Origin of the sequence: Paenibacillus gansuensis, from assembly GCF_042684925.1 — a bacterium.
In the GTDB taxonomy this organism is placed as follows: domain Bacteria; phylum Bacillota; class Bacilli; order Paenibacillales; family DY6; genus Paenibacillus_N; species Paenibacillus_N gansuensis.
In genome coordinates, this window is record NZ_JBHUME010000013.1 from 105,387 (window position 1) to 127,955 (window position 22,569).

Annotated in this window: 22 protein-coding genes; 3 read left to right on the forward strand and 19 right to left on the reverse strand. The window is 45.8% G+C overall.

Annotation, left to right across the window (positions count from 1 at the left end; translation table 11 throughout):
- Window positions 1-267: 267 nt before the first annotated feature.
- From ACFSUF_RS19930 to ACFSUF_RS20010, 17 genes are all read right to left on the reverse strand, one after another.
- Window positions 268-558, reverse strand: coding sequence for a hypothetical protein (locus ACFSUF_RS19930; RefSeq protein ID WP_377605813.1), 291 nt, complete (start codon window positions 556-558; stop codon window positions 268-270).
- A 14-nt stretch (window positions 559-572) separates the two neighbouring features.
- Complete coding sequence (locus ACFSUF_RS19935; RefSeq protein ID WP_377605816.1) at window positions 573-1,136, reverse strand: hypothetical protein; 564 nt, start codon at window positions 1,134-1,136, stop codon at window positions 573-575.
- Window positions 1,137-1,139: 3 nt separating this feature from the next.
- On the reverse strand, window positions 1,140-1,484 hold the full coding sequence (locus ACFSUF_RS19940) for a hypothetical protein (RefSeq protein WP_377605819.1): 345 nt from the start codon (window positions 1,482-1,484) through the stop codon (window positions 1,140-1,142).
- A 32-nt stretch (window positions 1,485-1,516) separates the two neighbouring features.
- A complete protein-coding gene (locus ACFSUF_RS19945; RefSeq protein ID WP_377605822.1) occupies window positions 1,517-1,783 on the reverse strand; it encodes a hypothetical protein in 267 nt (88 codons plus the stop codon).
- 230 nt (window positions 1,784-2,013) lie between these two features.
- Window positions 2,014-2,205 (reverse strand): hypothetical protein, encoded by a 192-nt coding sequence (locus tag ACFSUF_RS19950; RefSeq protein WP_377605825.1) that lies wholly within the window; start codon window positions 2,203-2,205, stop codon window positions 2,014-2,016.
- Window positions 2,206-2,303: 98 nt separating this feature from the next.
- Window positions 2,304-2,582: a hypothetical protein gene (locus tag ACFSUF_RS19955; RefSeq protein ID WP_377605828.1), complete on the reverse strand. Its 279-nt coding sequence runs from the start codon at window positions 2,580-2,582 to the stop codon at window positions 2,304-2,306.
- A 60-nt stretch (window positions 2,583-2,642) separates the two neighbouring features.
- Window positions 2,643-3,053 (reverse strand): DUF4258 domain-containing protein, encoded by a 411-nt coding sequence (locus tag ACFSUF_RS19960; protein ID WP_377605831.1) that lies wholly within the window; start codon window positions 3,051-3,053, stop codon window positions 2,643-2,645.
- Between the two features lie 295 nt (window positions 3,054-3,348).
- On the reverse strand, window positions 3,349-3,783 hold the full coding sequence (locus ACFSUF_RS19965; protein WP_377605833.1) for a hypothetical protein: 435 nt from the start codon (window positions 3,781-3,783) through the stop codon (window positions 3,349-3,351).
- A gap of 1 nt (window position 3,784) precedes the next feature.
- Window positions 3,785-5,710 (reverse strand): glucosaminidase domain-containing protein, encoded by a 1,926-nt coding sequence (locus ACFSUF_RS19970; protein WP_377605836.1) that lies wholly within the window; start codon window positions 5,708-5,710, stop codon window positions 3,785-3,787.
- A gap of 13 nt (window positions 5,711-5,723) precedes the next feature.
- Window positions 5,724-8,387, reverse strand: coding sequence for a CD3337/EF1877 family mobilome membrane protein (locus ACFSUF_RS19975; protein WP_377605838.1), 2,664 nt, complete (start codon window positions 8,385-8,387; stop codon window positions 5,724-5,726).
- Window positions 8,362-11,028 (reverse strand): ATP-binding protein, encoded by a 2,667-nt coding sequence (locus tag ACFSUF_RS19980; protein ID WP_377605841.1) that lies wholly within the window; start codon window positions 11,026-11,028, stop codon window positions 8,362-8,364. The genes ACFSUF_RS19975 and ACFSUF_RS19980 overlap by 26 nt, the downstream gene beginning before the upstream one ends.
- A gap of 32 nt (window positions 11,029-11,060) precedes the next feature.
- On the reverse strand, window positions 11,061-11,516 hold the full coding sequence (locus ACFSUF_RS19985) for a TcpE family conjugal transfer membrane protein (RefSeq protein WP_377605843.1): 456 nt from the start codon (window positions 11,514-11,516) through the stop codon (window positions 11,061-11,063).
- Window positions 11,468-11,770 (reverse strand): hypothetical protein, encoded by a 303-nt coding sequence (locus tag ACFSUF_RS19990; protein ID WP_377605845.1) that lies wholly within the window; start codon window positions 11,768-11,770, stop codon window positions 11,468-11,470. The genes ACFSUF_RS19985 and ACFSUF_RS19990 overlap by 49 nt, the downstream gene beginning before the upstream one ends.
- Window positions 11,771-11,831: 61 nt before the next feature.
- A complete protein-coding gene (locus ACFSUF_RS19995; protein WP_377605848.1) occupies window positions 11,832-12,965 on the reverse strand; it encodes a conjugal transfer protein in 1,134 nt (377 codons plus the stop codon).
- Between the two features lie 15 nt (window positions 12,966-12,980).
- Window positions 12,981-13,367, reverse strand: a complete 387-nt coding sequence (locus ACFSUF_RS20000; protein ID WP_377605855.1) for a hypothetical protein — start codon at window positions 13,365-13,367, stop codon at window positions 12,981-12,983.
- A 123-nt stretch (window positions 13,368-13,490) separates the two neighbouring features.
- Complete coding sequence (locus ACFSUF_RS20005) at window positions 13,491-13,664, reverse strand: hypothetical protein (protein ID WP_377605858.1); 174 nt, start codon at window positions 13,662-13,664, stop codon at window positions 13,491-13,493.
- A 4-nt stretch (window positions 13,665-13,668) separates the two neighbouring features.
- Window positions 13,669-14,610, reverse strand: coding sequence for a replication-relaxation family protein (locus tag ACFSUF_RS20010; protein WP_377605861.1), 942 nt, complete (start codon window positions 14,608-14,610; stop codon window positions 13,669-13,671).
- Between the two features lie 540 nt (window positions 14,611-15,150).
- Here ACFSUF_RS20010 and ACFSUF_RS20015 point away from each other — a divergent pair.
- Window positions 15,151-16,428 carry a hypothetical protein gene (locus tag ACFSUF_RS20015; protein ID WP_377605864.1) on the forward strand — a complete coding sequence of 426 codons (1,278 nt, stop codon included), beginning with the start codon at window positions 15,151-15,153 and terminating at the stop codon, window positions 16,426-16,428.
- 36 nt (window positions 16,429-16,464) lie between these two features.
- Entirely contained in the window at window positions 16,465-17,040 is a 576-nt protein-coding gene (locus tag ACFSUF_RS20020) for a hypothetical protein (protein WP_377605867.1), read from the forward strand.
- Between the two features lie 299 nt (window positions 17,041-17,339).
- On the opposite strand, the gene ACFSUF_RS20025 is transcribed toward ACFSUF_RS20020, so the two are convergent.
- Window positions 17,340-17,960 (reverse strand): hypothetical protein, encoded by a 621-nt coding sequence (locus ACFSUF_RS20025; RefSeq protein WP_377605870.1) that lies wholly within the window; start codon window positions 17,958-17,960, stop codon window positions 17,340-17,342.
- Window positions 17,961-18,921: 961 nt separating this feature from the next.
- Complete coding sequence (locus tag ACFSUF_RS20030; RefSeq protein WP_377605873.1) at window positions 18,922-19,578, reverse strand: hypothetical protein; 657 nt, start codon at window positions 19,576-19,578, stop codon at window positions 18,922-18,924.
- Between the two features lie 515 nt (window positions 19,579-20,093).
- On the opposite strand from ACFSUF_RS20030, the gene ACFSUF_RS20035 reads away from it, so the two are divergent.
- The gene (locus ACFSUF_RS20035) at window positions 20,094-22,547 is read left to right on the forward strand and encodes a type IV secretory system conjugative DNA transfer family protein (protein WP_377605876.1); all 2,454 of its coding nucleotides are present in this window, start codon (window positions 20,094-20,096) and stop codon (window positions 22,545-22,547) included.
- The last annotated feature ends 22 nt before the right edge of the window (window positions 22,548-22,569 follow it).

The following is a 22,569-nucleotide window of genomic DNA, read 5'->3' on the forward strand; positions in this document are numbered from 1 at the left end:
TTTAATCTGCTCATGTATATCGCCCATACCATGCGCGGGGTCCACCCCCGGCGCCGAATGGCAGAGGGGCTTCCTCCTCACATTATGGTTTTTTGTTTAACCTTTTTATTTCCTCCAGCGCTCGTACTGTTACAGCTTCAGCCCCTTATGGGAGCTAAGGATGAAGTAGGCGGTCACCCTTTTTTGATTCATCGGCTGGCTACGATCCCCGCTTACGGGAGCCGAGCAGAACACAGATAATCATGAATACACCAACGTAAATCGCGATCATGGCTCAAGCCTCCTTATATCACTACCCTTGGTTGAACCCGCGGCAGCCTTGAGTTTTCGTAATTTGCGGCGAACCTGCTCATTGTTCAGACCAATATCCTCCCCCTCTTGCCATACCCAGGAGAACCAAAGTTGTAAGCTGTCGTAGCTCACAACGTCGCGCTGTCCTTTTTCAGCAAGTTGGGTGCACTCGATCTCAACCATTCGTTCAGGTTTCACGTCCACAATCACGGATAAACAGCCTCTCAGCGGTCCGGATCGCGGGGTGTAGCCATTTTGTATTGGCATTCCAATTTCCTCCTTTATCCCACCATATCGAAAGCAATTTGGTCATCTGGTCGTTCATGCCCAAGCAGGTTATGCTTAAGCTCATCGAGCCAGAAGGAAAAGCGTTGATGCGAAATCGCCTTCCTTACATCCCGGTTGCGGACCTCGAAATAATAAAAGGACTGCACCGGGAAGAAAGAGAAGCGGTGCTGCTTTTCCTCTTTCGTCCAAATCTTCGGAGAGGACTCATTGTACCCATGGAGCGGGCTAAACTCGTCAAGGTCGATCATGACCTGTAGCCAGTTCACAGTTGTCTTCGCGTATTGACTCATCGCGTAGAACCATTCTGAGAGCGGACGGTCAAGGCCGGCCTTATCAACGGCGCCTTTAGGATTCACCCAGCGAAGCCAAAAGAACGATTGTTCTTTATTACTAAGCCTGGATCGATACTCCACCTGCAGCAGATGATCGCCGAAGGAGCGGGTCCAATGATTACGTTTTACCTTATCCGGCAGCAGCCCAACCTGTGCAAGCGCGGCGATAACGCCCTCTAGCGGAAGATCGATCGACCATTTGAATGAAATCGACAATGGCTTCATAGGTCAGGCCCCAACCCGTATCCCGAGACCGATGGTGGTGCCAAGGGGGAGTGTTCCACGGTACTTCTTCCCTGCCGCGAGAATAACGGCATCGTCCGTTAGGAAGCCTTCCGCCTGCAGCTGATCATTTAGCTTGGAAGACCAAACGAGTAGTTCAGCCGGCGTCATGCTTATGACGTTGGCGGGAACAAGATACATGGCCCCTTCTACCTTCACAAGTCCTTCACCGGTGAGGGAGTAAACGGTTTTGCCAAGGCTGCGGGCGAGCTCAAGATTTTCGCTCATACGCATCTCAAAACCGCCAAGATTAAGGAGAAGACATACCTCTTTTGGTTCGGGTGTTTTCAAGTCAATTACCGCCTTTCGGTTCGATTTTTAGGTTATGCAGATATGGCGTATGTTCCAAGCTTAAGGGGAACATTGTGCTTAAGAAAAAGATCAAGCAATGCCTCTTCGTACAAGTCCGCGTCCTCTTCCGAGACCTGCTTGCCGCGGTTGCCGACGATAACGCGGATCGGTTGGGATTTCACTACGTCGAAGTAGACGCAGCTTTGTTGTCCCTCCCGCTCCACGATCGCAACGCCACCGCAGATCAGGCTATGGTTGAGTTGAATCGAAACCTTCTGGACTGACACGTTTCCAGTCATCTGAATTCCCTCCTTGTTTTTTTGCATAAAAAAAGAAGATGCGGTCAGCATCTTCCAATTGCCGTTATGGGTGCGAAAACAATTAACCGAACGTAAGCCTGTCAATCAGAATCAAGATTCCTATGACGTAGCAGACGAACAGAAAGGCCGTTTGCTTCTTCGATGGCCGCATAACCAACCACCCTCTCGTGTAATGTGAATTTCCTCCAACCATGGAAGCAAGAACTTTGCTAGGAGACGAACTTTTCCCTGACTTCCTGCAGCGTCACTTCGATATCGCCGAGAATGTTCTTCTCATTCAAAAATTGAACGTATTGCGCGATAACCGCGCCATCCTCAGTCGAAATGCAATCCTCGTCCACTGCCGGCACATCCGTCACCACAAGCGTCCCGCCTTGGTATGAACGCGTAACCTGAATCATAATGGCTCAGCCTCCTAAAAGTCACCAGAATAAAAAAAGGGGATCCCACAGGCTCGTCAAAGACGCGCAGTGAAATTCCCCCAACAACTTTCTCCGAATTACCTCGCCTGCGAATAAGGCAGGATCAGATCCATCGGACGCGGATAGCGCTCTTTGAGTTTCCCCAAAGTAACTGAAACCCGACCGATGACCCCATCCCTCTCCAGCAGCATTTTGTAGCCATCCATGAGAATCCCATCGCTGAGACTGATCACCGTTTCGCATTCACATTGCTTGAATGGAAACTCCGAAACCGATAAGGAACCTCCCTTAAAAGAATCGGTCTTCGTCTTCTTCATATGCTTATACTCTCCTCCGCACCGGACACAATGAGTCATGATTATCACGCCTCCTTATGTCCTTATTGTATCATGCCTTTGAATTTCCTCCAAAAATTATCAGCAATTTCCGTCCTCAATTTCCTTGATAATCTCAAGGTGTCTTGAACTGATGGCCGGGTAGCAGGTAATCACTTTGAACATCGTACTGGCGAGCATCCCAATCACGACGATAACCCAATTCCCACTCAAGTCTCTTCCAAGTACAAGGCGTGAGGGGGTAACCATTGAAGATACACGGGACTTACGCTTGCGATTATGTTCAGATGAATAACCTTCGATGATGCTGCCATTGAAAATCGCAACAGCAATGTCGAAACGATTGTATGTACGATCAGCATAAGCGTCGTTCTCCAACCGGTCGACAATGTAATGCTCAGCAATGTCAATGTCATAACCGTCAATGCTGCCATTTACCGCTTTACGAAAACACTCCAGCTCATGTGACCAGTTATCCTTGCGGTAGTCCATGTTTCTATTACCCCCCTTGCGGTTTAATCGTACAACGCAAAAAAGGCCCCGGAAAATAAAAAAGACATACCCAAATAAGGCATGCACTTTCGTATCCCAAGACCATGTTCAAAAAGTTGTCTAATGACAACGCTCCATCTTCGCTGAAAAAGGATCAGAGAAGAACAATTAATTGTTGAGTCGTATTGCTATTAATTATAGTCGATGTTGGGCAGTTGGGCAATGTTTTCCTAACGGCGACCCGCACCGGACAGAAAAAAAGACCGCTGCGGGAGCGGTCCGGAGATAGTAATTATCAAGCGTTCATTTGAAAATAGCGATGCAATGATTGATAAAGCGGCACATTAAGCGCTTTGTCTTTGTGAAGAGCAACACCTAGGTCGATGAGCGCGTTCTCATTGCCATGCAAGGAACGAACGTTCATCAGTCGAACGAGCAACTGATGGACAGGTTCGGAGGTGTCACGTATAGGGTCTTCCGTGCCGATGGAGTGGTGAGTACGGCTTGCCTGGAAGTACATATCTTCGTGACGATAAAGGATCATTCTAGCAAACTCCGACCGGAAGTCGCTAGGTATCTGTTCGGGAAACAGTAGTGCGCCAAACAAGGCAGCGTCGTCGATCGAAGTTTCAGCCAATTCAAACCAGTTCCGAACACCAGCAAACGTAATTTCAAGGTTCATCATCATATAGGATTCCACGAATATTTGGTCCATCATTTGTGCGTTCATATTAGTATTGCCCCTTTATAATTTCTACGCGTGACGCGTGAAGATCATCGGAACCATCCGATTCAAGAGTCACCGCGATTGCGTCTGGAATATCTTTGGAGTAAATGCTTGGGCCTTCGAGCTCCCCTGAATACAAGTTTACCACATTCTTGTAATCTTCCAAATTAATTATCGGCTTTCCCGTATAGGGGTCTATCAAGTTCGAATAAGACAGCACTTCTTCTGTTTCTTCGGGTGCAGGTGTTGTCGTGGTTCCCGTTCCAGGCTTTACCCCGCCTGGAGGCGCTGTGTTCGTAGGTTTGTTCGGCTTTGGCTTGGTCACACGGCTGCGGTGAACCTGCCTTGCATAATTCCCATACAGTTGTTCGATGCCGAAAGTGACCGTGACGCTTTCACTCGTATTCTCGGCAGCAACCACCTTCAGAGGAGAAGTTGGGGTTGACCGGCTAGTCGCGCCGAAGGTTCCAGCTGGGATCGTGATTGGTCCAAGATAAGGTATATCCTTCCACGATTCGCCAGTGCTAGGATCAATGCCCCTATCTTGGTCAAGGCTTATCAGATTGTTATCCATCATGAGCTTTTTCAGCTTGTTAGCATACTGCCAATCTGTTGCATAAGTGACCCGTTGAAGCTCATTGGCGATCTCAAAGGGATTCTGCATCTGTAACATCTTAGAATAACGAGAATTACGATGAAAGAATTGAGCATGATCATCAAATGACTCCTGGTAACTCTCATAAGCACGGAAACCCGCTCTTATATGATGGACGCCTCCTGCGTCTTGCTCGCTCGTATTACTACTACAGACTTGGCCCTTCCAGGAACGGTCAGCCTTGATCCCGAACACATTGTTGCAGATATCAAACTTTCCCCAACCGGATTCAAGCGCCATTTGAGCAAGTGTAACACTAGCCTTAACACCGGTATTTTTTTCGGATTGCATAGCTATGGGTGCCCATCGAATGAAAAATTCGTTTTTTAGGACGCCGAGCTGAGTAGGAACTTCAACTGCAGGACCAAGTCCTATTCCACCCCCACTCCCAGGGCCTGAGCTCACCACCGAACCGGTGTTGATATCACGCGTGAAAATTGTCCCTGTATCCTTAAAGGGTGGGGCGGCCGTCTCCATATAGACATTGCTAATGTACAGCATTGGCTCGGTCTTATAGTCAAATCCATTCATTTCGGAAAAATTGACGTCATCCATAGCATCAAAGGCCGCATCGGTCGCCACATCTGTTAACTTTGACATAAACATAATGTAATTGGTCGGATCGGTTGCCTCTACCCCCTCCGGGGTGAGCTCGTAGTGAAGATGCGGACCAGTAGAACGTCCCGTATTGCCCGAAAGCCCAATAATCTGCCCCTTCTTGACGGTTTGCCCAGTTGTGACAAGTGCATTGCTCAAATGCAGATAGCGGGTCGTTCCGGCTAACTCTTTATCGGAACTCTCAATTTCGACATAGATGCCGCCATTCTTTGCTGCTTCTGGATCGGACGTCTTTGGATAAAACACTTTCTTTACAATGCCGTCCTGTGAGGCCGATACGGGTGTGCCAACGGGCACACCGATATCAATCCCGCTGTGGAAGCTTTTTTGGCCGGTTACCGGATGGATCCTTTCACCAAAACCGTCCGTAATGATTTCTTCCAGATCCGCCTTATAAATCTGCGGAGGAAGGAACCGTTCGGTAGCGAACATCTGTGCGGCTAATGCTTGCCCAGAGGAGATGGCAGCCGCGATGATATAGAAGAACAAGAAGATGACAAGGATGATCGCATAGAGCCACCACCATGCTACAAAATGGCTTGCAATTTGCTTGCCAATTTCTTTTTTAAGCTTGTCCTTTAGTTTGCTCTTGAGCTGGTTTTTAAGGGCGGCCCCTGCTTGCTCTAAGTTCAGCTTCGAAAAATTCGGGAGAGCCAAAGATAAGCCCTCCTTATTGGACGGTCGGGCGAGACGTCGGTTTCCGGGTCTGCTGCGCCGTCGTTGAATTCTTCTTCACCACATTATCCGTGTCGGTATTCGTCTGAGCGAGCTTCCGGCCGTTCGCTCTCTGCATGACCTTCAGCTCGTTATTCAGGCCATCCAAGCCTTCCGAAACTTCTGTCGAGACCTTATTCTTGAGATTGACCACCACGGAAGTATTAGCGACCGTATCAATCCGTAACTGCTCGCCTGGTTGGATGCCTTCCACACCAGTTTTGACCTTTTCATTCGCGTCTTTCATTCTTTGCTGGATGTTATCCGGCATTCTCACTCGTGACATATCAATATCTGCTTTAACTTGTGGTTTGCCAGTGAGCAGGATAGGCGCCATATCTAGCTTTTGAGAAGCGTTCGGTAAAGTTGGCATGCTTTGAAGCACAGAAGCGGGTGATGCAGGAACGGGAATCTTAGCGGGAGGGACTGCCGGCTTAATTCCCTCTGCTGGTGCCGTCACCTTCCTAAATGCATCATTTGCTTCTAGCAGATCGTCCCGCTTCTTACCAAACTCAGGCATGGATTCAAACTTGGAAGCAACTGAAATGCGGCCGTTACGAGACAGCATTTTATCATTGACCTTCTGCGTTGTATTGAGCCCTGCTGCCTTGAAACGCTTGTCCATGTCGTTTACAAAGTCAGAGTGTTTCACTGTATCGCCTGTTGCCGCCGCGGTATCGATCGCAGTCTTGTATTCAACCTTGTACCGTTCGAACAACTCAACCATGACGAAATCGTTGACGGTCGTCTCCAGCTTTCGGTTTTTGTTGAGTGTGTTAGCCCTTTGAAGCTGATTCACTGCCGTTTTCGGACGGTTTACCATGAACGTGGACGCTTGGCGGATCGCATTCTCGTTGGAGTACATAGTAGCCGCCACTTGCTGATCGTTCATATCTTCCGAAACGCCGGTTGTCAGAATTGCTTCCCTTACGTTGCCACCATCCTTTTGGATGGCTTCCAAACGCCCCTTTTCTTCCTTCCAATCTTTGTCCATGCCACGGAATGGATGTTTGACTCCGTTCCGTATATTATCATTGACCTTGGCCACAAATGGGGTATATTGGACGGGTTGACCGGTTTCAGCAGCAACTTGTTCTGAGGCATCCTTTTCCCTCTGATAGCGCAGTTGCATACTCGCGGTCGTAGCATCGTTCAGGTTATCGCCGGCTTTTGAGAGCGCCGATGGGTTTAATTTACTCGGCACGCCTTCTGGCTCCTTACGATTAAAGACTCCGCTCATGGTTTCACCTGCTTTTGTCATCAGGCGACGAGTACCCCACCGTTGCGTCTCATCAAGTATCGTGTTTTTGACCTTAGGTGCCATTGGAATATGACCCGCAGCTTTGGAGAACACAGATCCAATTTCCTCACGGTATTTGAAGATAACGAATACGACGATTGCTTCCAGCAACATACCGGTAAACCAACCAGCCTTGGTGTGCACGATATTAAAAGTCATATGACCAACGACAAGCGATAGATCTAGAAAGAACATCGTAAACGTCGTCATCAAGACAAGTCCCATTAATTTGAGGAACTGACCGCGGAGCACAGACAATCCCGCTTCCCTCCCTGGTAAAAGAGCAGCGAGAAGAGTAACCGCCATTACAACGGCATGAATCAATAGCTTGATCCGGAAGAAAATGGTCGCGATGGCCCAAAAGCAGAATAATCCAAGAATGAATACTGAGAAAATGGTATTACAGAGAAGAATAATCATTTGCTCGTCAGAACGCACTTTTTCTACGGCTGGCCAAGTGCCTTTTACTGCCTTTAACGCCTTATCGCGTTCGTCGGAATATGGATCCGTCTTTAGAACCTTACCCACAAGGTCAGGGTGCTTTTCGTACGCGCTAGCATCATCAAATTGCAGCATGCCATAAGGCTTCATTACAAGCTCCAACCATACTTGCTCGGATATTTGCTGCACGCCGTTTGTAGTTGATGTATTAAGGCCCCCAGGGACGGCGAGACCTTTATACATGGTTGCGGCGAGTTCGTTACCCGCACTATTCATGAACCGCAGGAAGGTTCCTGCGTTGGAAAAAAATGCAAAAGCTACGACAAGCGCCAGAAGAAACGATGCCATTGTCCCTATTGAGTCCAAGAACCGGAATCGAATCACTTGCCAAAGGACATAACAGAGCGTGATAGACGCAAAAATGCCGAACATGCTCCCCCATAATCCGTTACCGATATTTCCTCCGCTAACGCCGGTAAGATTTTGAATAATATCCTCAACACCGGTTATCAAGCTATCCATGAATGTAAATTGAAAAGCTTCTCGGGCAACAAAGTTAAAGAAGCGGGTAATCTGCACCCCAATTAAGAAGGCCATGGATAGAAGGTGATCGTAGATTGTGTTAATACTGTCGTTTGCCTTTGCGCCTACCTGCCAGAAATGACGATCAGGTGTGGCCGTTTGAAACGAATAGTTAGCCGGACTGTATTTGTTATACAGCGTTGTCGTGGATTTGTCGCTTGGGATCATATCGTCCATTGCTTTGGCGTATGAGACCGTTACCGGGATGGCGAAAGCAAGAAAAATCGTTAGGAATACACCTGCAATAACTAGCGCTCGTCTTGACGGCTTTTTAATCCTCATCCTCGGAATCTTCATCGGAATCGTTTTCCTCCTCCCCGGCAGCTGCAACTTCCTGCTGGTACTGGGCGAAGCGTTCCAGAATAGAGAACTGGTGTTCCTCCTCCTGCGTTACTTCGAGCTCCACTTCCGCAGCTTCATTTTCTTGCGGCGGACGAGTATCGAAGCAGTCGAACAGGTGCTGAAATACGACGTCGATCCGGACAAGCCCGACTCGGCCGTATATGTCTTGCATGAGACATTGGCCGTTGTCGAGGTTCTTGATCATATCAATGTTCTCCTGAGTAATCTCGAGACCGAAATAGGACAGCGTCTTCTCAATTTTGGCCCGGTCGGAGTCCCGGAAGGCAAATTTGACGCCAATGTTACCTGCAAGGTCGCCAGCAACGTCAGTTGCGTTTTGCGTGACGAATATCGCGCCACCGTTCAAGCTGCGGCCTGTACGAACAACCATATCGGCAAGCGCCTTACCCGCCTGTGTGCCAAGAAGTGCCCAGGCTTCATCCATGAGGACGTACTTAAAGATTGAACGATCATGGAAAATAAATTTATGGGCGAAGCGGGCGATTGCGAACATGAGAGCAACCGACATTTTTTCATCAAGAGAGTAGTTTTCAGGCAACTTGTCTGGGCTCGGCATTTTGAGATTCTGAACCTGAAGAATATTGATGGCATAATCCATACGAATCGTGTTTTCGCCGCCTGTGCCAAACAGCAACTTTGCAAATGATAGCGTCTGGAAGCTCTCCAGGATCTCAGCCAACTGATATGCTTGCGGCCGTTCCTTACCTATTTCAAAAAGAACGTCTACGCAACGGGCAAGGTAAGGATGCTCCTCTTGTGATACTTGGTGAACAGCGCGGGATATGTAACTGTATTCAGCACTGTTAGTTTTGGTGGAGGACAGGTATGCCAGAATTTCAACCGCTGCTTCCTTCGCCGTTTCTATATCGTCAAGCATCACAAACGGGTCCAGCTTGCCCATATCCTCTTTGGAAGAGGACAATGTGGCGACTTGAATCTGTCCATCAAGTTCGGGCAGTGCATCTGGCCAATGAGTACGTTCCCCTTTTGGGTCAAAAATGAGCGACTTTCCGCCGAGAACAGCACCATTCTGATAGGCAAGCAGATTGGCCGTCACCGATTTACCGCCGCCCAGTGTACCGGTTACTGTGATTGAAGGGCTTCGGTTGATTTGACTGGCATGCCCCGGATCAAAATAAACAGGATGGTCCAACCTGCCCGTTGTGCCGATATAGAGCCCTTTACCGTCACCAAGTTCTTGGGTCGCCCCGATCATTCCTGCGGCAAGCGTCTCAGGCGGGATCCGTTGAATATAGTCAGACACGTACCGAGGGGAACCCGGAATAAAATCATTAAATAAAAGCCATTGGTCACCGGCTGGCAACTCGACGTGAATATTACCAAAGTCCCTATAGTGGTCTTGAATGATCTTTACGTTACTCTTCAGCATGTTAAGGTCTGTATGATACATACCGAAGGTAACATGTGTGATAAAGGTAGGATTTTTGCGCTTCTTGTACTCATCCTCCAAGTACAGCGCCCTTTCTTGCTTTTCCTGCAGATCGAGCGGGACTTGGGCATTAGCCTCGTGTATGTTTTTGACCTGATTATCTATATCCATTTTCTTCTTGCTTAGTTTTTTAAGGGCATCCCGGGCTTCCAATACTTCCACCTTAACGCTCATTTGGACGGGGAACGGAAGTGTTGCAGCACTATAGAGCCATTCACTGCCCGGCATCTCCATGTTTTCGGGCAATTCAGAAAGCGCCAGGTACGCGTGATAGACCTGTTTTTCCTCTCCATCATGCGGCTGCGTAATTTTGATGCGTCTCGGGTGTGACGCATCTATATCGCCTTCGGCAAGCGTAAGGATTTGGCGCGAGTCGTAAAGGAATGTGCTGAGACCGCCCCTCTCCCCTTTTGCCTTCTTCGGACTCCAGCCATCCTCGCCAGTGGAGCGAAGCGTCGGATCCGAAATCCCCCACCAAAAATTGCGCTTTAGCAGCCATTCTAAATTTTCATGTGTAGCCCGCTTTACCTTTAACTTTCGAGAAAGACGGTCAAAGATTTGACGCTCTTTTATAAGATAGGCTTGGAACTCGTGATCAAAAATCTCGGGTTCGTTTAGACCGGTCAGGTTTTCGATAAAGCGCTTCGGATGAAGAATCAGCTTCTTAAGCTCTACCGCGATGCTCTCTACCTGCTCAACGAGGTCTTTCGCATCGTTCTTCGGCAAATATACGGCTATGTATGCTCGGAAATCCGCATTATTGGCACCATCAACGGAGTTGTAGTTGTTGTTTAGGTATTCGTCCATCGTGCCAATGAACTTTTTCCCCCACTTCTTCATAGGTCCATTGAGGCGTTCCTTTAAACGCGCGTGGTGTTCGGTAATGTCATGCGTTTTTGGAAGCCATAGCAAATGAAAACGGTCTGTCAGGAGAGCGAGGAATGATGTTTGGGAAATGAGCCGATCGATCTTTTGTTGGTCGCTCAGATGGTCATAGACGTAGGAGTCGATTTCATATACAGCCCATGCGGATTTATCATGGTTGAAAATCAAGTTTTGTTCGAAATATGCAACAGGGAACTCGATGTTAATTTTATTTACTTTCTTTTTTGCTCCGAGTGCCAAGTTTAGAACCTCCTTGTAAAAAGAGGGACGCGCTATGCGCGCTCCCTCCGAGTGCGGTAAATCACCTTACTGCCGTATACATAATGCTTTGTGTGTATGAACTTTTGGTACCTGTGCAGGTACTTGGGGCGCATCCAGAATTGGATCATTCCAAATAGCCATTTGTGAGGGGCTTTCCCGTCAAGTTTTTGTTTTGCAATAAGCCATGTGGCACCGATCGGGAACAAGAAAATAGAATATACTTTGGGAAAGAAGAAAAGCAGCGTATTTCCAAGTATCCAGAACAGGAACTCACATGCAACAAATATGCCAATGACACGAAGGTTTGCGGGAATCGGCAACTTCTTTCCTTCCAATGCGTAAACCACCCAATCTAGGTTCCATATCTTGGTGTAGTTCGAAACCGTGATGCGTGGTGTGTCGTTTCGCTCACTCATAATTAAGCGAGAAAGGAATTGTAGATTTTCCCACCGATGTTCTTCACCCATTCCCAGTTTGTGAAGATGGCAATGAGGAGGGCCGCGGCCACGAAACTGATCATTTTCATCCAGTCACGCGTGATGAGGAAATAGCCACCAACGGCGAGCAGCACGGCAGGGATTAGTGCGTTGATGTTTTTCGTGAGACTACCACCGATTGCTTCGCCCACCCCTTGAGCGAACACCGGTGAAACGACGGAGAACAAAGCGATGGATAGTAGCACGATCTTAGTAGCGGTTTTCATATGCTTGTTTTTTAACATTGGAGAATTCCCCCTTAGGAAATTAATATGTTACTAATTATATTAGTAATGTGATATACAACTATTCGGACGTAATTGGGCCTGACGTATTACTATCGCTTGGTTTTCCGTCTGGTGAAGAGGAAGGCTCATTTTCAACGGACGTAGTTGGCGGCTTTGAGAAATTAGGGACTTCTATCCCATTGGAGAGGACATACAAGCGTCCATCTTTCTGAGTAACCTGCAGCTTCCATGTATTTGTGAATGGCTCCCCAATATCACTTTTTACAATAACGTTTGCCTCGATGCGGTATGTAGAAGGCTCCCCGATCTTCGTTGGGTTCTTATATACCGTAACCTTATCGAGTTTGTCATAAATGAATTCTGATTTTGGAATGGTATCCGGCGATTTCACGGTATCTGAGTAAAAATATCGCAGTTGGCTGGCATTGCCGTCATACCAGGAATGCAGGAAACTGTCTGCAAGGTCTTTGCCCTTTGTAAGAAGATCGCTGTCTCCGACAGTCGTTCCCATAGTGGAGGTATCAACCGTATCCCCCCGCTGCTGCTCAGTTACGAACCGTGGATAATCTTGAATTACAGGCCCTTCAGCCGCCAGGGTCACCGGGACAACCATATACACCTTCTTCTTAATGGTTTCCGGTTTAGGTGCCTTACCTTGAGCATTCAGAAGTTGATCAGGAAGCGGGAGTACATCCCTCCAAACAACTACTGTAACATCAATGTGTTTTGGATCAATGACTTTTGAAGAGTAGACTTCTGAGGAGGTCACCGTGCTTGAACCCTTAACATCGAAAGTCTTTAATCCCATTTCAGAATCAACGCCCTTAACAAATTTAGTTAGGCGAGAGCTCCTGTCAGCAACGAAATCTGAATCCCACGTAAAATACTCTGTGGCAAAGTCAGCGGCAAAGCCTTTTACGGAATCGGAGACGATTGGATCATTGCTGCCGTTAATAATTGTCTGATTAATAGTCCGATTACCTTGTGCGAAAGCGATAACTCCTTTGAGGAGTAGAAGGCTCATGAAGATCCAGAATACAGAACGTATTGCTTTCTTGCCTGCCATGCTTTTTGGCGCCCTTGGCTTTATGGACTTGTCCGATTTTGGCTTCTTGTCGACCTTGGGCGTTTTACCCGCTTCAATCAGCGTCTCGTCAGATGTGTCACTATTCTTTTTTTTGAAAAACCCCAAACCTTCATCACCTACTTAATGTTGATTACGTTTGCCTCCGCCGCGGTGGTTTCCTGATACTAGAATTCCAACAACGAAGACCATGACACCGATCAGAATAATTGCGTGTTTTGCGTCAAACCCCATAAACCAATTCCAACTTTCCGTTACTCTCCCCCATAGCCCCGGTGCCTCTTTCATGACAGCAGCCGAAGCGTCGTCGATTAGACCAGCAACTTTTTCATGAGAATCATCCATCTCTTTGGGTGGTGTTGTCTCCTGAGGAGCCGGCGTGACGACCTGCTTTGGAGGAGGATCCGAGGCGATTTGCTTCTCTACCGGACTTCGGATCATGAGGACGGCCAGTATAAGCGCCAATAGAACGCCTACGCTGGAGATTATGACCTTCTGGTTCTTACTCAATCGCTCACCTCCTCTCTAGTGTGCATTGATATATATTAACTAACTAATATAATAACATAGCACTATATTAATTAACATATAACAATTGGCAAATTTTTCACCAACTTATGAGCTCATTATACTTTAGCCCTCATTCACAATAAGGCGCAGTTGGGGCCTATTTCTCTCGGTATGCCGCGTCCTAACCTTTCTTATCCCCTCTTTCTCCATCTGTGTGATGAAGTTAACCTCCTGCTTAGAAAGTTTAATAAAGCCATAGTTCCGCTTTTGTTCCGGCGTCATATCCTCGTACTTCATGCAATTAGCCCTCCCCTACAGATCCTGCTACCAATAGGTCTTTCCTTTCCGACATGATATCTTGGATGGTCCGTCCGACCAATACCTTCGTTGGGAACTTCTCCGTAAAGATAGATTTAGCCGCAGAACGTATGTTCGAGAGCCTAGCGCCATAGACGGCATCTGGAACGATGAAGGCAATAATGCCACTTTTTTGAACTTCGTTTACATCTGAGTGATGAAGAACCGCCTTATACCTTTCCAACTTGTTGGTAATAGAAACCTGGAATGTATCCCCCTTCTGGAATGGTGATCTCCGTATTGGCTCGGTAGCAAGGTCGAGCTCAATATAGTAAAGCTGATCCTGCAGACGGAGAACTGCATCGGGTCGAACCTCATACAAATCGTTATGGCCGTAAATAGTTAACGACGGGTACCAATCCCAATCATAGAATTGCTGCGCTTGCTGCGGAAGGAACTCGTATTTAAGATCGAGGTATACTTGTGCGACGGCCCACAAATGGTCCTTTCTAGCTCGGGCTAAGTCCAGTTCATTCTTAGACAGTCTGTACCGGTCAACATCTTTCAATCTGGCCTCAACCAGTCGGAACCCCTTTTGGGAAAGGAAGTACCAAGACTCGGTCTTAATGCCTCCTGTTCTTTTCGATGACGGGAGAGCAACTGCATTGGGATCCGTTTCAGCTTTCTCTAAGATGCCTGCCTTGGTGATGATCGCCATATGGTCCCTCATGTTTCTCTTCCGTTTAGCCCAATCCTTAATCTCATCATTTTCATAATAATGCTTTGTTACAGCAGTCAGTGGCATACAACGACAGAAATAAAGGTCAATAAGCATTCTCCAGTCACGATCACTCAAACGATCGACTTGTTCACCAAATGATAACTCCTTCTTCTGTCTAGACTTCCGGACCTTCTTTTCCCTATTATCCGAATTGCCTACATTCAACGTCACACGCTCCTATCATTCAAGGAAAACTTTTCCGTTTTTTTGTATCGAGTCGATTTTAAGGTGTTAGTCGCGTTTTCGTCAACGTGCAAAAGATTGACTGCACGTGGAATTACAGCAGAAATAGAGCAAAAAGGCCGACGTCGGAAAAACGGGATTTATAACGGGATAAAAAACGCTACAAAATCGTTCCATACACGTTATTAATGACGGAATAAAAAACGGTATAAATTACGCGTAAAGTGACCGTCTTTTTATTCCTCCATCCTACTGGCCGCGGATTGGAAGAATGGAATTTTGGAAAAATGGCCGTGGGATAACAGGCCCTAAACCCTTGGTGCTTCATGGTGGGGAACTACCCGCACAGACACTGGGGCAAGCAAATCCATATATAAGTGATAAATGCCCCCTGAATATAATCGTATTATAATAGGATTATAATGTTATTAGAAAAAGATTCTAATTTTATTTGACTCGCATTATAAATGGTCATACAATCAATGGTAGATTGAACAACAACAATTATGGGGAGGAAAGAACTTGAAACTACAATACTTAGTGGGAAACGATATCGGAAATAGCGAACAGGACATCTACGTGAGCGGCAAACTTATCCGGCAACCCAACGTCTTTGCGGTATACGGGCAAAACCCTTGGAACGATGACGACCTAGACGTACAAAAGAACCTGAAGAATATTTACGAGAACCTCGCGGTGTCGATCGTATCACCTGTTTTACGTACCGGGCTGTACCTTGTTGGCCGTTATGCCTTAAAAACCGTTGGAGAGAACGTGACAAGCCTATACGTCAAAGGGAACAATGCAAAGTCGGATCAAGACGTACCTTATGTAACAACCTTCGCTGCGATTGCAGCCCGTGCGGTTGAAGAGGCTTACGCTGAAGGAAAGAGCCCGGAAACATTAGAAGTCGAAGTGGATATGGCCGCCGCTCTTCCAGTCAAGCAGCATACGCCGGCGAACGTGGATAAAATGAAGGAAAAGTTCATGAACGGCACGCATTCTGTCACCGTACATCTTGGCCGGACTAAGCAAGTCGAAGTAAAGATTAAGTTCGCCTATGTACATATCCTTCAGGAAGGTACTCCGCCGGTATTTGCACTCCAAATGGATAAGGACGGGAACTGGAGAACCGGCAGCTATGAGGGTGGCACAGCCACTGATCTATTCGCAGAATTTGCTAATACATACAAACTGGACGGAGAGGTAGACGGTAGCCTTTTAGATGGCAACAGCATTCTCCATCTGGACTTGGGAGATGGCACTTCGGATACGCCCTTTACCCGAGGGGATCTTGTAGATAAGGACTTTTGCAGCGGGATTAACCATGGGGTAGGCCACGCAATTGGTGATGCGATTGACGATTTGCTCTCCCTAGCTCCTCATGCATTCAATTCCATCTCTCGTCAACAATACAGCGATATTTTGCGCAGCCAATTCACTCAAAAGCCGCATAAATTTATTAGTGAGGCTCTGCAGGCTTTCCGTCCGCATATTGAAAATCAAGTGACACAAATTATTAAGCACATTAGCGACCAGGTATTGAAGATCGGTGCAAACGACATTGATATTCTGGCTGTATATGGCGGCGGAAGCATTCTAATGAGGGACTATCTGGAGCCAAAATTACTTGAGCTCGCAGAACGTAATCGTTTCAAACTCCTTTATGTACCTGCTCAATATGCGGTAACTTTAAACGCGGAAGGCTTGGACTTCTTTGTGAGAAGCGATATCTATACAAGCTTGAAGAATGCGGCAGTCGGGGTTACGAAAAAACAAATCGCAGCAGCAAAAGAATAATGTTCAGTGGATTAATGCAGATTGGAGGTGAGTGCGTTGAAGAAAACACCAGTCGTACCGGGTAAACCCGTCGTAATGAAAACACGAGAAGATGAAGAGGAATTGGTTATGGCATGGCTTAACCTACAGAACACATATAGCGATTCCATACGGTATCTGATTCAGAAGGAAATTGCAGAAAATGGACTTCGTAACTTACAGGAATTCATTCCTCAATTCCGTTCGATAGAGAGTCTGAAACATCAACTGGCGACTGCGTCAGCGCCTCCTCCGGCTGTTTACAGCGTACCGGAGCAGCAAGCTCCAACATTACCTAGTACTTCTGCTCAGGAGCGGGTTGTTCTTGGTGGATCGCCGCAAAGCTTACCAAACTCCGAATCGCCTGTTACCGGGTGGCAAGAAGAGTCGCAGGGCTCGGAAATAAAGACGGAACAGAGACAAACGACTTCGGAGATATCAACAAGGAATAGTACCGATGAATACCAAAAGCAATCGGATCCGATCGTAACTCCCCAAGAGCAAACAGAAGATAAGAGCTCACAAGTCCCCGCAGCGAAGCGTCCAGCTGGCAAGAAGTTTGGTGCTGATGTTGCTTCTTCATTTGCAAACTAAGTTGAAGCCCCACAGAGATAACTCTCGTGGGGCTTCTTCTTTCTCCAGTTACCTTATTTATGTTTTCTTTCGCCTTAACCAGACAAAAAAACGAGCCTGGTCACATTACAAGATCGTTAGGTATTCGGGACGTAGTTCTTCTTGGAACTGGTTAAACATCTATGGCCTCAGAGCGTTGTTTATTTGTGGATTACCGACCGATTAAAAAGTAGGATAAACACTTGGCAGTCCCTTGGAGGTAGTTGCTGCTGCAAATACCTTTAACGGAAAAAAACCAGCGAGAGTGCCTCTGGTTTCTTTTAGATGTTCAATCTCATGGGAGGTTGCGGAAACACTTCGTGCACATGAGATACGACTGCTCCTAACATTTCCACAAATACTTGGGTAAGCTGTAACCGCACTCTCTCCCCTGTACCAACAATCAATTCAAATTCATGAAGAAAAGAAGGTGTATATTCCCAAATCTTTTGCCCGTTCTCGATACGGGTTGGTTTCTCCTCAGGTAGTTCTTTGTTGCGAGGTCCTATACCTACGATGCGTTCTTCTGCATGTGCGACACTGTTTCGCATATCGCGGATCGAAGAGAATTCATGTTGATATAAATCAATAGCGGAGGAAAGATCATATTTTAGTTCTGCGCCTCCTCCATATTGAATCAACAGATTTTGCATCATCTGTAATGACCTACCGATCATATCCGCGCTCATAATAAGCGATCTTCCGTACATGGTTCTATAAGAGTTGGCCACACTTCTCTCATCGGAAGCATGTTGTCCTGAATTTACGAGGCTTATAATAAGTGTATTTTGCTCTTCGAAGGCACCTAGAGCAACATAACATAATTGGATTTCCTCTTCCATCATAGTTAGCAAGCTATCCAGATGCGTTTCTAACTGCATACGATCCTCTTCTGTACGCATAACCACTCCTCCTTACTTTTCGTTTTTTCGAATGTACGGGAGTCGTTGTTTGATTGTCAATATTACAACCCTTTTAATAAGTAAGATGAACTGCCAACTCCGGTCGTGAGAATCTTATCTTAGTTTAAAAGATAAGTATCTCACGAGGTAGAGAAACGAATAAAATACGACTCAGCCATCGTCTTAGGAAGTCGCCCATGGCTACACTAGACCGGGGGTAAGTTTTAGATATGGATTAAATACATAGGGCACCCAAAAGGGTGCCCTTGTTGTTTGATACTCTTCGATCATTTATCCTCCTGTACCTACAGGTGGATCATTTGATCCTCCGTTCGGAGATGCTACATAAGTATAGCCATCACTGTTTATTTGGAATGTGGAACCAGTTAATAGTGTTACAGCGATTATAAGAAAGGCAACGACCTTTTGTATATCTTTCTAGATGAATCGGTAAGGATGAACTTATATCACCCCACGGCAGGTCGTTTAGTCCCTATTACTTTCTTTTATCCGTAACCTTTCTCACGGCCTTATTCACTGTCGGTTCGAGTCCGGCCAGGTGCCCCATACCCGGTCATGGTCCAGTGGTAGGACACCAAGTGTCCAGCCATGCATGACCGGCGCTTTCTTCCCCTCTCGATCCGTTTATTCTTGCTCACTATCGCCCATCTAATCTCCACCTGTCACCATATACTTCATATTTTATTAACGCATGGCAATTTTATTATAATAAGAGTTAATCCTGATTATAATAGAGTTAAAATAGTATTATAATAAGATATAAATAAGATATAAATGAGATATAAATGAGATATAAATGAGATTATAATTTTTTTAAATTATATTTAGATTCACTTAATGGAATTTAACTTTCAAATATCCTATGTTAACCACCTGGGATGACACATATGTGGATTACATATGACCAAGAACAAACAACAAGGGCACCCTTTTGGGTGCCCTATGTATTTAATCCATATTCTGCTTTGAGTGCATTCTCGATATTCTCTGAAACAAAGCGGTGAATATATGCCTCTCTCTTTCCCCAATCCTCTTCCTTTCTAAAGAGCCCAACCTTTCGCATTCTCTCACTTTCGGGGAGTGCACTCCATTCCTGGATCGCTTGCTCTTGGAGTTTTCTTTCAATCTTAAATCGAGTCATCACATCATTTACACGATCAGCTTGCTGTTCCTCAAATGACTTTGGTTGCGGAAGAAGTTTTTGTTTTTCCTCAAAAATCTTCTCAGCTTCACCAATTACCTCTTTTAGCATTTCAGCCTTGGCAGCCTGTAATTGCGCCTCCATCATCCTCTTAAGTCCTTCTATGTCTACAAGTTGTGAATCACCAGTAGACCAATCAACGGGAAATGACCGCATTTCATATATACTAGGTAATTGTTCGAAGATCATTTGAAGGTTATAGTTCTTGTCTCTCCCCTCTTTAATAAATTGGCCTATCTCAAGATCAAGCGCATCATAGATTTTCTCACCCAGGATCCTGTTCACGTAATGAATCCTCTTTTCCTCTAACTGCTTGAACCATTGGTCAACCGTATTATGATGTTTTCCTATAAGATTAGAGAACTCTGTTATCTTCCATGCCTTCTCAAATTCCACGTGTCTCCCCCCTTGAACTTATTATTAGCTGATATATAAAGCACATGTGCTTAAACACTCTTACTCTATCATACACAAACTATCAAAATGAGTCATCTACATATGAAGCATAAGTGAAAAACAGCCTTTTCACAATTCACTTTTTGTTCATCACAGTTGATTCATATGTAAAATACTGATTATTCTCGGTGCATCATTAGTGAATCACGTGTAAAGCCGTGACCACTTCTTGTACATTACTTATGATTCACTAATGAGTTATGGCGAGTACAGAGTGCATCTGTGATTTCTAAGTGATGAATGAGTAGTGTATTATATGTGGATCATTGACCACTTAAGGTTAATCACAGGTGAAACACATCTCTAGTACAGGTCACGTTATGTGCATCACTGGTGATGGGTTACGAGGGTGTCTGATGACATGGGGGGTGAGAAGTGAATGACAAGGTTAGAGTATGTATTGTAGTATATTAGATAATTAATAAACTAATATACGTTTAAGGGGAGATATACTCTTGAAATTCCTTGGCATGATCATAGGTGGAATCTTAACTGCTATCGGACACACAATAGCATTTATGTTCAAAGCTGCTTATATCGGTGTTAGACGTTTTACGATGGATCCGGCAAACAAGAACACAATTTGGAATATGCAGGCCATCTCGATTTTAATGATCGTTATATTTTGTTTTTTATGGATAGTAGGAAAGTATCAGGATATCTACTATGGAGTAGGGGAACCGGTATTATTTAGGGCGATTCCACTTCTACTTCCATGCTTTTTGGGACACTTGATATATTCCTGCCCATTGTTTTTTAAGAGCACCTATGCAAAACCGATAATACAAACTTTTTTGAATGCACTAAGCATCTTAGCTGCTGGACAAATAATCCTTCGATTCGTACCGGGTACCAAAGGACTCATTATAGACATCATCTTGTTTGTTGGCGTTGTATTTTTAACCCTGTACTTCACATTACACCTCAACATCCGCTCAACTGTATTTAACAAGCTTAAAGGGGTTGTCGAGCAAGCAGAATTGACTGCTGCAGTTAATCCAGCAGGGAAGAAAAATAAAAAGGGGAGATCGGAACTGTCTGATGGAGAACTCAATCTGGAGGGTCTTGATCTAAATCAGAAAGGGTGTCTAAATCACCTTCGGTACAATTCAGAAGATTGTAAATTGGAGCTTTTCAACACGGTACCCACCAAGGAACGGCAAAGCGAGCTCATGGTATTAAGCAGAAGCGATCGAGCTCAACATGCGCAAATAATTGGCGGTACTGGTGCCGGTAAGACTCTACTGGCAACGAATTTGATTGTTCAAGACCTACTCAATGATTTTATAGGTTCCACAATTATTGAACCTAAGGGTTCCCTTATAAACAGACTTTCAAACTTTTTGGATCGCACAGGGAGAACCTATCGGCGCCTGGATCCGGAATATGAGTTTACTGACTGCACCAATCCATTTTTTGTTCCTGAAGGACAGGATATTGAGCCTATGATAGAGGCAAACGTTTCGGCCTTTCACGGTTACCTTGGGCCCGATGCAGAACAATACTTCAAAAGCCGATCTACTCAGCTTATGCGTGTTGGTATTAAAGCCCTTAAACTGGCAATGGGTAATGAGTGTACATATAACGAATTGAACCGTCTCATCCAACCAATGAATGATGATTTTCGTGCGGAAATTCTCTCGGATCTGATTGGTAGGGAGTCGGAAGTACCGCTACTACTTGAATATACACGTAATATGGCGAGTGGGGGAAAGCTGCAAGAGCACGCGATGCAGACATACTCCAACCTATATGATTATCTGAGCGAGTTGACGTCGAACAAATATATTCAGCGTATTTTCTGCGGCCCGTCGACGTTCAATATTGATGATTCGCTTCGTAACGGTGAAGTGGTTCTCGTAAATGGAGCGTATGGCACTTTGCAAACCCTAACCTACACGGTTGGACGTCTATACATCAACTTGCTCCGGGCCAGTACGTTTAGACGAAACTTGAAAGAAAAGGTCCGGCCGCACCAACTGACGGTGGACGAGCTCGAAATGTTTGCTGACGAGGAGTTTTCTACCTTTCTTGAAATGGCGCGTGAATTTGAAGTGTTCGTTAATGTTATTCATCAAGGCAACGTGCAGCTGACCGATGTAAGTGAGCGTCTTGGTGTCATGGTAAAACAAAACGCCGTACAAAAGTTCATACTCGCCGGCCTGGACAATGACGACGCTGAATATTACGCTGATATGATCGGCGAAGATTACCAGATCGGTAAACGCAGCGGGACTGATGAAATGTCGACCACAGGCTTCAATACACAAATTGCAGAGGATTTGCGTTACAAAGTTCTTCCAAGTGAGATTTTACGATTAAAGGGTTACAACCCGGAGACTGGTGAAGCAGGGGAGTGCTTGTTCAGAGGGGTCCGCAATAACGTAAGACTTGATCCAGTTATCGGTATGGTCTACCCATTACCCCGCAAGCTGTTCGCCCCCCTAGTGGAGAAAGTAGAGACGAGTGTGAAACTTGAAGAGCATAGTACAGAAAAACCGCCGGAACTAACTAAGGGGTCTGAGAGGGAAGGGGAGCAGCAATTTAAAGTAGATGAAAAATTGGATCGCAAAGAACCGAAAGAAAATAAACTTGATCGGATTAAACGAAAAGCGAAAGAATTTGAACAAAGAAATATAGACAAAGACGCACTGAAGCAAGAGGAGGAGACCCATTCAAGCATTGCTGTACGGAATACTGCATGGGATGCTGATGGAGAAGAGGAGGGGGACAACGGAACTCCGACAACCCCAAAGCATGATGATCCAAATCAGAGCAAGCACCAAGGATTAGAAAACGTGGCAACACAATCACAGGCTGCGGTGAACGAAAAATTAAACGAACTCGAGCAATACCTCGCTGAAAAAGCTCAAAACGGAAGGAATCAGAGAAATACTGAAAATGGGTAAAATAAAAGGCCGGCGATCCGTA